At 40.6% G+C, this 14,086-nt stretch carries 10 protein-coding genes and 1 tRNA gene; 5 read left to right on the top strand and 6 right to left on the bottom strand.

Features of this window, described 5'->3' with window-relative positions; genetic code table 11:
• Positions 1–168: 168 nt before the first annotated feature.
• The 4 genes from GNF10_RS13685 to GNF10_RS13670 all read right to left on the bottom strand — a co-directional run bounded on the left by GNF10_RS13685 (position 169) and on the right by GNF10_RS13670 (position 5,571).
• A complete protein-coding gene (locus GNF10_RS13685) occupies positions 169–486 on the bottom strand; it encodes a hypothetical protein (protein ID WP_185586204.1) in 318 nt (105 codons plus the stop codon).
• A gap of 30 nt (positions 487–516) precedes the next feature.
• The gene (locus GNF10_RS13680) at positions 517–2,682 is read right to left on the bottom strand and encodes a peptidase domain-containing ABC transporter (protein WP_185586203.1); all 2,166 of its coding nucleotides are present in this window, start codon (positions 2,680–2,682) and stop codon (positions 517–519) included.
• Between the two features lie 25 nt (positions 2,683–2,707).
• Complete coding sequence (locus GNF10_RS13675; RefSeq protein WP_185586202.1) at positions 2,708–4,222, bottom strand: HlyD family secretion protein; 1,515 nt, start codon at positions 4,220–4,222, stop codon at positions 2,708–2,710.
• A gap of 1,061 nt (positions 4,223–5,283) precedes the next feature.
• Positions 5,284–5,571, bottom strand: a complete 288-nt coding sequence (locus GNF10_RS13670; protein WP_185586201.1) for a CTB family bacteriocin — start codon at positions 5,569–5,571, stop codon at positions 5,284–5,286.
• Between the two features lie 532 nt (positions 5,572–6,103).
• Here GNF10_RS13670 and glcD point away from each other — a divergent pair.
• From glcD to GNF10_RS13645, 5 genes are all read left to right on the top strand, one after another.
• Positions 6,104–7,576, top strand: a complete 1,473-nt coding sequence (gene glcD / locus GNF10_RS13665; protein ID WP_185582217.1) for a glycolate oxidase subunit GlcD — start codon at positions 6,104–6,106, stop codon at positions 7,574–7,576.
• Between the two features lie 287 nt (positions 7,577–7,863).
• Positions 7,864–9,111: a glycoside hydrolase family 10 protein gene (locus GNF10_RS13660; RefSeq protein WP_185582218.1), complete on the top strand. Its 1,248-nt coding sequence runs from the start codon at positions 7,864–7,866 to the stop codon at positions 9,109–9,111.
• Between the two features lie 70 nt (positions 9,112–9,181).
• Positions 9,182–9,745, top strand: coding sequence for a hypothetical protein (locus GNF10_RS13655; protein ID WP_185582219.1), 564 nt, complete (start codon positions 9,182–9,184; stop codon positions 9,743–9,745).
• 343 nt (positions 9,746–10,088) lie between these two features.
• Positions 10,089–12,332 carry a GAF domain-containing protein gene (locus GNF10_RS13650; protein WP_185582220.1) on the top strand — a complete coding sequence of 748 codons (2,244 nt, stop codon included), beginning with the start codon at positions 10,089–10,091 and terminating at the stop codon, positions 12,330–12,332.
• Between the two features lie 63 nt (positions 12,333–12,395).
• Positions 12,396–12,467 (top strand) — tRNA-Lys (locus GNF10_RS13645).
• A 16-nt stretch (positions 12,468–12,483) separates the two neighbouring features.
• Here GNF10_RS13645 and GNF10_RS13640 read toward each other — a convergent pair.
• Both GNF10_RS13640 and GNF10_RS13635 read right to left on the bottom strand, forming a co-directional pair.
• Positions 12,484–12,837 carry a hypothetical protein gene (locus tag GNF10_RS13640; RefSeq protein WP_185607171.1) on the bottom strand — a complete coding sequence of 118 codons (354 nt, stop codon included), beginning with the start codon at positions 12,835–12,837 and terminating at the stop codon, positions 12,484–12,486.
• An 88-nt stretch (positions 12,838–12,925) separates the two neighbouring features.
• Positions 12,926–13,558, bottom strand: a complete 633-nt coding sequence (locus GNF10_RS13635) for an HD family hydrolase (RefSeq protein WP_185582221.1) — start codon at positions 13,556–13,558, stop codon at positions 12,926–12,928.
• Positions 13,559–14,086 lie beyond the last annotated feature (528 nt).

Here is a 14,086-nt window from a genome sequence, read left to right as displayed (position 1 = left end):
ATATTAGATAATTAATCTCCGAAGCTATATTAGCTTATGGAAAATTACTCAAGCTTCATCCTAATTTAGTAAGTTAAAACTTGAGTAGAATAAGTTTTATTGAGAAACGTAGAGGCACTATTAATTGTCCATCTACGCCTATTTAACTGCCTTTGTTGAAGCTAATTTTTATGAAAAAACACTATTCAATAGATTGGCAATTAAATTTTTCAATTTATCACCTCCTAAACTAAAGTTTGGTAAGCCAAATGTTATGGAAGACCCGATAGTAAATTGTGACAAACTATATCTAGTTTTTTGTGAAGAAACATCACCACTTACAAGATTTAATGTATTGTCTGCCGCACTTTTGATATTAGTTTGCTGGATAAAAAAATTACTTCCACCAGGTATATTTGCGATTTGCCCAGCAGCTAGGTTTTCCTGTTCTTCTTCAGATAAATCACTGAGCCATTCAGGATTGTGGAATTTGGTATTTTCAGACATAGTTTTATTTGCTCATACAAAGACTATTTTTTACATTGATAAAAACTTTAAATGCTCTCCTTGCTGAGAGAGAAAGGTCTCAAGATCACCTTGTATTTGCACCTGACCTTTATCTAGTAGTACAATCCAATCGGCTCGATTAATTACGCTGGGACGATGGGTAATCAAAATAGTAGTTTTGCCTTCTCGGTATTGCAAAAGCCTGTCTAGTACATGAGATTCGCTGACTGGATCGAGTCCAGCGGTTGCTTCATCTAAAATCAGTACAGGTGGATTGGTAAGGATGCCTCTAGCGATCGCTAATCGTTGTCTTTGTCCACCAGAGATATTTGCCCCAAATTCCCCTAAAACAGTTTGATACTGATTCGGAAGTTGGCTGATAAACTCATCTGCATCCGCTATTTGGCAAGCTTTGACAATTTCCTCAAAGGAAATGTAAGGTGTTCCTAAACGGAAGTTTTCTAAAATTGAGCGACTCCAAAAATGAGGTTCTTGGGGTACATAGACTACTTGTTGTCGCAAACAATCCAGGGAAAGATCGTTGATGTTATAGAAACCAATGCGGATATTGCCAGAGTTAGGCTGATATAAGCCTGCAATCACTTTCGCTAAAGTACTTTTACCACAACCTGACTTACCAATCAAAGCGATCGCTTTGCCTCCAGGAAGTTTGAGAGAAAAATCTTCTAATAAATCAACTCTGCCAGGGTGGTGAAATTGGACATGGGAACAGCGAATGTCTGCATCACTAGAAATTTGAACAACCGGTTTTTGGCTACCTCCGACTACTTCCGGTGTTGCATCGATAACTTCCAGAAGGCGAGAAATTGCTGTTTGAGAGCGAAAATATTCATCTACTAAGCCAACCACTGAGTTAATTAAAGCCAGAACGTTGAACTGTAAGGCGTTAAAAGCTAGCATTTGACCAATGCTTAATTCCCTATTAATCACCAAGATACTTCCTAAACCAAGCAAAATCACACCACCAACGGTAGCTATAAGTTTGCTAATAGTACCGTTGATAATACCGATTTGGATGGTGCTAAAAGTCAAGTTAGCAAGGCGGCCAAAGCGGCTTTGAAATTCATCCCAAAATTGCGGAGCGGCATTTGTAGTTTTGATTACCTGTGCGCCCTTAAATGTTTCCACCAAAACACCTTGGTTTTCCGTTCCTAAAACTAAGAGACTGCGGGTTTTTTGTTGGAGGATGGGTAAAAAAGGTAGGGTAGAGAGGGTAATTAACCCAGCAAAAACGATGACTGCCATTGTCAGTTTCCAACTGTAAAACAGCATCACGCCAAAAGAAACCACAGCAACAAAAAACTGGCTAGGTAAAAGAACTACAATCTGTGATACCAACTGGTTGATGTCGTTGATATCTCGCAGACGGCTAGTGATTTCACCACTACGACGGGCTTCGTAGTAATTTAAAGGCAATTGGAGAATTTTTCGCCCAAATTCCAAGACTAATCCTAATTGCAGTCGCTGCCCAAAATGAGCAATCATAATCGCTTGCAATAGTTGCAAAGTACTGCCGAATAAGCTCATAACTACAACGGCTGAGATCACAACAGTGAGTAACTGGGTATCTCCACGCACAAGTACATCGTCTGTAAGCAGTTGGATCAAGACGGGAGTACCTAGAGCCAACAGACCTAAGACAATGTTGATTGTTAAAACTTGAGTTAGCAGTCCACGATAAGGCAAGATGCGTACTAAAAAGCGACTTAAGCCACCTTTTGCTTCTTCTGTGGGCTGCTCAAAAAAGCGGACTGGATCTGGCTCTAGTAAGAGCATCACGCCATTCCAAGCTTCTGTTAACTCTTCTCGGTTAACATAACGGATACCCACAGCTGGATCGGCAATGACGTACTTATTGCCGCGCTTGGTGTATAAAACAACCCAATGATAACCCCGCCAATGAATAATTGCTGGTAGATTGATTTCTGTGATTCTATCCACGATCGCAGGTGAAGCTTTCACTGCCCTGGCATTAAAACCGAGAGTCTCAGATCCGCGCTTTAAACCTAGCAAAGTTGTTCCTAGCTGTCCAGTTCCAACGGCATCTCGACTGCGATTTATGCTTAAAAAACGTCCGTGATGTTTGCAAATTGAAGCAAGGCTGGCGGCCCCACAGTCTTCTTCACTCAACTGCAAAACACACTGGTATTTATGGAATTTGAATAGATCGAACATGGTTACAGACCTATTGAATTAGTGATTAAAAATTTGTGATGAATCTGGCTTTGCGGAGAATGAACTGAAGCACCGTTTCTCGACGGGAAATTATATCAGCCCTACCTTCCATACCCGCTTTCAAATGACACTGGCGATCGCTTCTACTCAAATATGAAGTTTGTGGCTCAATAGTTACTTCATAAGCAACTACCTGGGCTTGGGCTACACCTGAATTCACATTGCTTTTTACAGGTAAAGTATCTGGTGCAACTGTTTTGACGGTTCCTTTGAGAGTGCCATAGTCTGGATAGGGACAAGCAGAAACTTGCATCTGAACTTTTTGGCCTGCTTTTACCTTGTCAATATCTTGAGCCGGCACACGAGCTTTAACTACTAAAGAAGCGTTAAGAGGAGCAATCTGAGCGATCGCTTCACTTGGTTGCACTACTTGTCCTGGGTTGCGAAGATTCAATTGCAGCAATGTTCCGGCGATTGGCGATCGAATCACACTCAAATTCAAGTCGGTTTGAACCTGTTGCAAATCTTTGCTGCTACTAGCGAGTTGCTTTTGGAGTTCAAGGCGCTGCTGGAGTAAAGTTTCTCGTTCTTTTTTCAAAGCGGCTAAAGTAGCCTCACCTCTAGCCTGTTCCTGCTTAATCCGTTCAGATGCCACTATTACAGCCGCATTACTGGCATTAATTGCGGTTTTAGCTTTTTCTAAATTCGTCTGTGCGATATTTAGGGCTTGTTCTTTGTCCTCCAAAAGATTTTTAGCACTAACTTTAGCTTCTTCTAGCTTCGCCTGAGCAGATATAACTGCTTGTTCTTTTTCCTCAAACAGATTGCGAGAAACCGATCCCGATGCGACTATCGGCTGCAATCGGTCACGTTGCACCTTGGCTACTTGCAAAGCTGCTTCTGCTTCTTGTACAGTTGCCCTTAAAACTTTTTCCCGTAGTAAGCGATCGCGTTGTACCTTGGCTAAGATTAAAGCTGCTTGTGCTTGTGTCATATCAGCCGCAGCTTTAATTTGCTGATCTTGATAGTTGCGTTGTGTCCCATTTAATTCAGCTTGTGCAGCAATAATCGTGCGGTTGGTTAAGTTTGTCTGGGCTGCAATCTGAGCATCGATTTCACGCAGTTGAGCATTAATTTGACTTTGTTGTAATTTACCTTGCTGAATACTATTTTCTAGTTGACTCTTTTGAGTCTGAAGGCGGGAATTATCAATTTGAGCAATCGCTTGTCCCTGAGTCACCACCTGATTTTCTTGAATATCAATGTTTTGAACGGTTCCAGCCATAGCAGACTGAACAACCCGTAGTTCTCCTACAGGTCGAATACTTGCAGGAACTTTGACCGTGACATTGTAACTGAGAATAGATGTAAGAGCGATCGCAGCCACAAAGGTAGTAACTAAAACTCCCCCGCCAATGTTAGTCCATTTGCTGAGATGGGGGAGAAACTCGCTAACATCAACTACATGGAGTTGTTCTGGATTGGGTTCATTAAACCTATTTCCAAAATAGTTTTCCTCGCAGACTAAGAAGTTCGCCATATTACATAATTTTTTGAAATGTATACATCAAAAGCTCAGATTTATCTAATATCAACCCCAATTCTTTTGCTGCAAAGCTGATTATCTTGCATAACTTGATTGCAAATCAGATTCCACAAAAAAATATATATCTTTGGTAATATGCCACAGGGCATAATAAGAATTAAATTCTATGTTATTTTTGCCAAGATTAATCAAATAGCTAATCACAGATTCGGCTTGTAAGTTAATCACAATGTGAAATGGGCTATCATCAGGAGTGTTTGCCAAATTCAAGAATGAGAAAGTAACATATACTCCTAAAAATTCCCAGCATAATGTTTTACGATTGTCTATAATAAGTAAAAGGGGAAGAGAAAGATATGCGCGACAAGATAAGCGAATTTATCTTTCTCAGGATTCAAACGCGGGCAACGCGGTAAAGAATACAGAGGAGAACGCTCAAACTCCCTCAAAGTCCTCACTTACGTTGAGCGAGTTACAATAAACTCCTCTGTCCCCCTTTTTTATTTATAAACAAAACAATCTTAACTACAAGCCTACATCCTGAATCTGGACGTTCGGCTTCTGTGCAGGGTCAAATAACAGGCAAGTATTGAAATTACTTATTTGGATTTATGGTCAGGTAATAAAGATAGTAAAAAAACAAGTGTTGCAAAAAATAGATTCACTCTTAGATGCTTGAAAACCTTAACTCACAACTTTTTCGTTAATACTCTTTTCGCCGAGGATTTTGATAGATGATGAAGATGTACAATATCTATCGGCTAAGTAGGGAAAACTCAAAATTTCCAGATTATCCAGCACCACCACAATGATAAAATTGGTGGTGCTGTGTAGTGAAAGTAGACAGGTAGTCTCTATGATAATCAGCTACTCAATTCAAAGTTGCAGATTTAAACTAATAAAAGTCAGACAAGCCAACAATTAAAAGCCAAAAAATACGGAAAATATTTTTGACGTTTTATTTTTGCTTTCTCTTTTTTCTCTGCCTAAATTCGCTAAATCCTTCTGATGATGTAATAGCTGATCTTTTAAAATTACCTGTGTAAATAGTCGATCTAAGCAGTAAACAGACCTGGTAATAAAGGAGGTAATGCAAGTGCAGGTATAACAGCAGCACCACCTAATTGTAGGCCCTGTGATGCTGATGTCTGAGTACCGTCATTTGATCCTTTACTGTTAGCTTCGCTGCCATTAGGCCCAGATCGGCTCGTTCCGTCTAACCTTGTAAGTCTTCTAGCGAAATTGCTCTGATTTCTCTGAGAGTCTACACCTCCAGCGAGTAGCTCTTGTTGTTCATTAAATAACTCAACAAACAACTCAGATGTGTTGATTTGATATGACATGATTGTTAGCCTCACTTACGAAATTAGGTATGTGACTACCTAAGACCCAACTATAGGCATTGTTTGTCATGATTTCATAAACCTGAAGACATAAAACCAAATTGTATTTTTGTTTCTTAAGGTAGATATAAAATCTTTAATTTTTTCTAGATATAGCAATGCCATAGAGCAAGAATGGTCAATCTTTGCTATTTTCAAACTGATTTCAACTATTTGAACATATATTTATAAACTTGGCATATCTAAAACCACTACTTTGACATCATGAGTGGGGAATCATTAATAAGTTTTACTTAAGTTCTTTCAACTAATACATAAGCAGTTGTGACAAAGAGACAACCTGTCGTAACGAATGGATAATATCAGGTTTTTCAAATGGAGCAAATAAGCTCAGTAAATTCTAGAGCGGTAAAGTCAGAAAGAACGCCGCAATGGTTAAAACGTTGTTAACCGCTCAAAACTATTGGCAAATCCCTCAAAAACCTGGTGTATTGTTTTAAACTCTAAGTTACTATAGTTAACTTTAAAAACTATGCTGACCCAAGATAAAAAACAACACGACTGGAAACCTATTATCAAAGCATTCGAGGTTGTCCTTGGCAAAAATGGTGTAGTGCAACGCCGTGAAGAACTTATTACTTATGAATGTGATGGTTTAACTGGCTATCGCCAACGACCGGCTGTAGTGGTATTACCTAGAACAACAGAACAAGTTGCACAAGTGGTAAAGATATGCAATCAGTATTCTATCCCCTTCATCGCACGCGGTTCTGGCACTGGTCTATCTGGCGGTGCTTTACCAGTGGAAGACTCTGTTTTGATTGTCACTTCTTTAATGCGGCAAATCATCAGCATTGATTTGGAAAATCAACGCACAATTGTTCAACCAGGCGTAATTAATAGTTGGGTAACACAAGCCGTTAGTGGTGCTGGTTTTTACTACGCTCCTGACCCATCTAGCCAAATTATCTGCTCTATTGGGGGGAATATTGCTGAAAACTCTGGTGGCGTACATTGTCTTAAATATGGTGTCACCACTAACCACGTTTTAGGATTAAAAATTGTCACGCCAGAAGGGGAAATTGTCGATTTAGGTGGACAAATCCCGGAAATGCCTGGTTATGATTTAACAGGTGTGTTTGTTGGTTCTGAAGGCACTTTAGGAATTGCCACAGAAATTACTTTGCGAATTCTCAAAAGTGCAGAATCAATTTGCGTGTTGTTGGCAGATTTTACCAGTATTGAAGCTGCTGGAGCAACTGTTTCTGATATCATCAGCGCTGGAATTATTCCTGGCGGTATGGAAATGATGGATAACTTCAGCATCAATGCAGTTGAAGATGTTGTCGCCACAAATTGTTATCCCCGCGATGCTACTGCTATTTTGCTAATCGAAATTGACGGTTTAGAAGTAGAAGTTGCAGGAAATAAGCAGCGAGTAACTGAAATATGTAAAAAGAATGGGGCGCGAAATGTCACTTCTGCTAGTGACCCAGAAACCAGATTGAAATTATGGAAAGGACGTAAAGCTGCTTTTGCTGCGGCTGGGCATTTAAGCCCAGATTATTATGTGCAAGATGGTGTAATTCCCCGGACTCAGTTGCCTTATGTTCTTCATGAAATTGAGGCATTAAGTGAACAATATGGTTATCGTGTTGCTAATGTATTTCATGCTGGTGATGGCAATCTTCATCCATTAATTCTTTATGATAATTCTGTGCCTGGAGCATTGGAACAAGTAGAAGAAATGGGTGGAAAAATTCTTAAACTTTGTGTTCAAGTTGGTGGTAGTATTTCTGGTGAACATGGCATTGGTGCGGAGAAAAGGTGCTATATGCCACAGATGTTTAGCCAAGTGGATTTAGAAACTATGCAATGGGTACGGCAAGTTTTTAATCCTAAAGGTTTAGCAAATCCTGAAAAGATATTCCCCACACCACGAACTTGTGGTGAAGCAGCAAATGCGTATGCTGTCAAGCAATTTGAAGGTGTGGAAAGATTTTAATAAAAAAGAATTCAGGAGTCAGGAGTCAGGGGTTAGGAATTAGAAGTTAGGAGTTTAGAATTAGAATTTGGAATTCTAATTTATTAGGTTTTGGTATCGTTAAGTATATTCATAACCAAAACTGGCTCCGTATGCTTTCAACTATTCTGACTCTTGTTAGCGCTAGCGGGGCGTTTAGCCCATTCTGAATTCTGAGTTATTAATCATCATTTCTTTACATCATCCGGAGGATTACAACTTTATTTTGTAGTTATATATATTCCGATCGCACTAGGTCACGCTTACAAATGAACCGGGTTGCTCGCCGTTGTGTTTCTTACTTAATGTGTTTGGGATTAGTAGCCACTTTAACAGTTTTTTCATTCTCTTCAGTTTCTTCACTCCCAGTTTATTCCCAAAAAGTAATTCCTTTACCTACAGAAATTCGCGGCGTTTGGCTCACTAATGTTGCTAGTGGTGTACTATTTGTCCCTTGGGGTATTAATCGGGCTATAAACCAATTATCGTCCCTCAATTTTAATACAATTTATCCTGTAGTTTGGAACCGAGGACATACTTTTTATAAAAGTGCTGTAGCTGAAATGACTACAGGCTCAGATACTCAACCTTTTCTCAATTTCATGCACGGTGGACAGGATGTTTTAACAAAGATAGTGACACTTGCCAAAAAGAAAAATTTGAGAGTCATTCCCTGGTTTGAATATGGGTTTATGACACCGCATTATTCACAATTAGCAAGGCGTTATCCCGACTGGTTAACAATTGGGCAAGAAGGTATAAAGTCTATCCAAGATGCACCACCAGAAGAAATTGATAATAGTTTAGTAAGTAAGCTGGCTTGGTTGAATCCCTTACATCCGCAAGTGCAAGAGTTTATCCGAGGGCTAATTTTGGAAGTAGTCAGGGATTATGATGTGGATGGTATTCAGATTGACGATCATTTTGGGATGCCAGTACAGTTTGGCTACGATCGCTTCACGATTGAACTCTACCAGCAAGAACACAAAGGTAAAAGTCCTCCCATAGACCCTTTTAACTCAGAATGGATGCGTTGGCGAGCAGACAAAATTACTGATTTCATGGCAGAACTCTATCAAGCTGTGAAGGCTGTGAAACCCAAAGTCAAAATATCCCTATCTCCAAATTATCAAGCTTTTGCCTACAAATACTATTTGCAAGACTGGGAGAATTGGGTAAAAAAAGGTTTAGTTAATGAGTTAATTTTGCAAGTTTATCGAAATGATAAAAGCTCTTTTATCGCTCAATTAGAACAACCATCTGTAAAATTGGCTCAAAGTCTAATTCCTGTACAAATTGGTATATCAACGGGAACGGTGCGTAATCCTGTAAAAATGGCACAAGTTAGAGAACAGGTTCAAGCAGTACGCGATCGCAATTTTAGTGGTATATCCTTTTTCTACTGGGAGAGTCTCTGGGGTTACATTGTACCGGAATCGCCCCAACAGCGACGCAAAGCTTTTTTTGAGATGTTTAATGCTAGAACTGTCAGACAATTCAAACCAAAAAAACTTTGATATTGTCATTTGTCATTTGTCATTTGTCATTTTCTACTCTGCTCCAATTCCCCATTCCCAATTCCCCTTAATGTCATTCGCGCCAGAAAATACTAGATTTAGCTTTACACTGCTGTGGACTCTCGCTACTTGTGGCGGTTTTTTATTGAGTTTACTTTTTATTGAAGTTGGCGATCAGGCAGATGTTGGGGTGCTAGAAGCAGCTATCGGCGGATTTGCGATCGCACTTCCTCAAGGTTGTCTTCTCAAAGACCCTGTATTTTGCATCAGGTGGATTTTGTCAAGTCTTTTGGGTTGGAGTATCATCACTGCGATCGGTATTGGTGCGGTAGGTTGGATTGTACCCAACATTCAGATTCTTCCTTTGAGAATCTTGTCGGGAGCGATTTATGGGGCACTTGGCGGCTTGGGAATTGGTTTGACACAATGGTTAGCAATTCCCCAGCCTGTGGCGTGGCGATGGATATTTGTCTCTTCGGTAAGTTGGGCTGTTGCTGTGCCCGTGGGTTCTACCGTGGGGATGATTTTGCACGACTTAACGCAACTATTCTTAGGCGAAGTTATAGGGTTAGCTATCACTTGGCTGCTAGTTGGTATCCTCACCGGAATGAACGCTCATAAATTGCGGTCGTGAGTTCCCATTACCCAGCCTTGCCCCAGAAATTTATTAAGAATTGTAAAATTAATTGATATAGTATGATAATTGTACCTAAGTATATGCAAAGATCTTGGAAAACTGTTCAAAAAATCATTAGATTTGCCCTCAACTGCAAATGTATTTTCGCCTTCAAAAAGCAGGATTTGTTAAGCTGACTTCTATTAGCTTTCCTAGATTTCTGACCAGAAGTAGAGAAAGATTTAAATTTCGATGAGCAACAGCTGACAATACTTTGCTATAGGCGCTAAAGTGCATCTACTACAAGCATAACGATAAGAGAGCGCCTAGAAGAGTCAGTAATACAGAAAGGGACTCTCGCATGAATAAAAATCCAGCAGAATCAACTATGGAGTTGACAAAATTATCGCCCCCTCAAATTATCTTTGGCACGGAAGTAGAGGAGAAAAATAGTAGTGAGCAATTTCTACTGAGCATGTACGATTCTGTGCAGGCATCAATATTTGTAGTAGATGTTCTAGAGGATGGAGATTTTCAGTATGTGGCACTTAATCCCACTCATGAGCGATGGATAGGTATTCGCTCAGACGATCTCCGAGGCAAAAAACCAGAGGATATTCTCTCCCCCATCGATGCTGCAAGGGTGCGTCAGCACTATGCTGACTGTGTGCTATTTGGTAAAACTATTTCTTACGAACAATGTTTGAAATTCCAGGGGGTTACTACTTGGTGGAGTACAACTCTCACGCCACTAAGGGATACTAACTCCCGGATTTATCGACTGATTGGTACTAGTAGCAATATCACCCCTGTGAAGCAAGCGCAAGAAGCAGTCGGACTCCAGGTTGAACGGGAGCAATTGCTAGAAGCGATCGCCGAACGAATTCACCAATCTGTAGAATTAGAGACAATTCTGCATCAGACAACAATTGAACTGCGGCAATTTTTGAATTGCGATCGCATTCTAGTTTATCGCTTCCAGGCTGATGGCAGTGGGGTAATTGTTGCCGCAAGCGTCGCTGCAAGCGATTCACTATTGGGAAAAAACATCATCGATCCCTGCTTTAGTGGCAATCCAGAAAACTACGGGCAAGGTTGCATTCAAGTTATTGAGGATATTTATGCAGCAGACTTGCATCCTTACCATATAGATTTCCTGGCATCTTTGCAGATTAGAGCCAATGTAGTCGTGCCGATTTTCCAAGAGCAAAATATGTGGGGGCTATTGATTGCCCATCATTGCCAGGAATCGCGTCAATGGCAGCAAGCAGAAACTGGCTTACTCAAACAGCTGGCAACTCAAATCGGCATTGCTGTGCAACAAGCAGAACTTCGTCAGCAGTTCAAGGATCTCAAAACCGAAATAGAGTTGCAAAAACAGAAGCACAAAAATCAGTTGCAGCAGGTACGAAACTTTCAAGCCTTGGTACGCCGGATGACAGAACAAATCCGCGATCGTCTTGATGAAGCTCAGGTGTTGCAGACTGTCACTCAGGAATTAACAGAGTTACTGAACCTAGAACGTTGCCAAATTGAACTCTATAGCCCCTGTCAAACCCTGGTAACTATTGCCTACGAGTACAGCATCAACCTACCGCAGTGTCAAGAACTGACTAGACAGATTACAGACCGTCTGGAAGTTTATCAACCCTTATTGCAAAAACAACCCTTGCAATTTTTGGAAGTTGCCCCTGGATGGCAACCAAAGTTGTTAGTTATGTCCCAGATGGCTTGTCCAATTTTTGATACTCAAGGGATTTTGGGAAATCTTTGGTTGACAAGACCATCACAAGAGGCATTTGATGAATTTGAAATTGAGTTAGTGCAGCAGGTTGCCAATGAATGTGCGATCGCAATTCGGCAAGCCCAACTTTACCAACAAACCCAGACACAGGTAAAAGAATTAGAAAATTGCGATCGGCTCAAAAATCAATTTCTCCGAAATCTCTCTCAAGAACTGCGAACACCAATAACTAGCATCAGCCTTGCAGTCCAAACCCTCGAAAGTGTCTTAACACCAGCAGAAATATTAGAGATAGAAATAGTTCCACAACTCTTGCAGATTCTGCATAACGAGTGTGCGCGAGAAAGCAAGTTAATTAACGATCTACTCAAACTCACATATCTCGAAGCAGAACCCGAACCCCCAACATTGATTGCCATTGACTTACAAAGCTGGCTTCAGCCCATTGTCGAGTCTTTTCGAGACCTCACCAACTGTCAACGACAGCAGTTAAAACTGAGTCTCGATAGCGCACTCCCGCCTTTAGAGACAGATATCACAGATATGGAGAGGATTATCACCGAACTACTCAACCATGTCTGCAAATATACCCCAGCAGGTGAATCAGTCACAGTCTCTACCCACTTAAGAGGGGATGCAGTAGAGCTTAATATTAGCAATTCTGGACTAGAGCTTACCAGCAATGAACTGTCACGCATTTTTGAGCCTTTTTATCACCTTTCCAAACACGATCCTTGGAAACACAGCGGCACTGGGCTGGAATTAGCATTAGTGCAGAAAATGGTCAGACATTTAGGCGGCTCAATTGATGTAGAGAGTGGAGCCGGTCAAACCACCTTCACCATCAAATTCTCCCTTTAATTCGTTTTTTGGGCGTATCACTAGCTAAATTCTCAGAAGTTGTGCTATGATGGTTATTGGTGTGGGTGACTAGCTCAACGGTAGAGCAGTAGACTCTTAATCTATTGGTTGCGGGTTCGATTCCCTCGTCACCCACCTTTGAAGTATTTAATCAACTATTTGGTGCAGATTCTTTTGCAAATATAGAACTGCCTTTAATCTGCAACAAAATGGAGAGTAATTGTAAAAGGTTGTGAGTTAACCTCCGCAACCTAATATCTATAGATGAAATGGTTAAAGAAACGATTTTAGAATTTAAACTCTCGTCTACTTCGAGAACCGTAGTTTTGTAGGTTGGGTGCAGCGATAGCGTAACCCAACATAAATCGATACAGTTTAGATAAGACCAAAATACTTGTAGAGACGGCGATTTATCGCGTCTCGAAAACCCAAAATTTTTGCCAGTAGCCATTAACCCAAGCGTATTGCAACATAAATAAGGTGGTAATGTCGGGTTGCGTTTCACTCCACCCAACTTACATAAATAAATATATCTTTTAAAAAACTTTTGGTTTCAATATGGATGAGGTTTATATATTTAGGCTTAGGAAAAGCTAATAATTTTCAGCGCGTAAATCTTGAGTAATTAGGGCAGCATCATCTTTAAGATATCCTGCTATCACACAATCATCAATCAATTGCAGTACAAAGGGCCACAGTTCCGGCGCACCTGTTTCTACTGGTGCAACCCGTTTCATCACCTGATTGCGGCTAATGCCATGAATACGCCAAGTTCCGCCCTGAGTTTGCTGATTATGCAGCAAAGGTTGTATACGGTCTAAGGCTGCGGCAAATTTGGCGGTGGGTGTTTCTCCTGCTTCAAACTCATCCCAGAGTAAACGCAACTCGCTAGCTTGATCTGCTGGCAAAAGTCCGAATAAACGCAATGCTGCTTGTGCTTCTCTTACTGCTTTGCTGTCATTACCCTGCACATCGTAACAAAAGGTGTCACCTGCATCAATTTCTACCAAATCGTGGATTAGCAGCATTTTGATGGCATGGAATATCTCAACACCCTCTGGGGCATAATCTACTAAGGCGATCGCCATTACAGCTAAATGCCAAGAGTGTTCTGCACTATTTTCTCGGCGTGACCCATCCATAAGTAGGGTTTGCCGCATTATCTGCTTCAATCGATCAATTTCGATGATGAATTGAATTTGTTCAGCCAGCCGATTGATTTGCACCTGAATTTCTGATTGGGTGTGAGGTTTACTGGATTTTGGACTGTAGCTGATTATAATTCCAGAGGATCTGCAAGTGATCGTTTTTACATACCAATTAAAAAGCGCCTGGGAGTGTTGCCGTGTTTCCACCCCAAACGCTTTTTATTTTTAACTTGCTCCTCACACAGCTAAATACTATCACTGGTTCAATGAAAAGGCGATTAAAGTCAGTGACACTTTTAAAACTGTACCAACGATCCAATTTTTATATGCAAATTAAAAAATGCCCGGGAGTGTTGCCGTGTTTCCACCCCAGGCATTTTTTATTCTCAACTTGCTCCTCACACACAAATAAACCATATCACTACTTCTATTTAATGGCAAGTATATTGAGTGACATTTTTAAAACTGCACAAGCAATCCAATTTCTGACCAATTAAAAAGCGCTTGGGAGTGTTGCCGTGTTTCCACCCCAAACGCTTTTTATTTTTAACTTGCTCCTCACACACAAGTACAAGATATCACGAATTCAATTATAAAGAAAGTATA

It is taken from the genome of Nostoc sp. UCD121, assembly GCF_014222285.1.
Taxonomy (GTDB): Bacteria; Cyanobacteriota; Cyanobacteriia; order Cyanobacteriales; family Nostocaceae; genus Nostoc.
The sequence above is the reverse complement of the archived record's forward strand: the minus strand, read 5'-3'. Positions and strand labels throughout refer to the sequence as shown.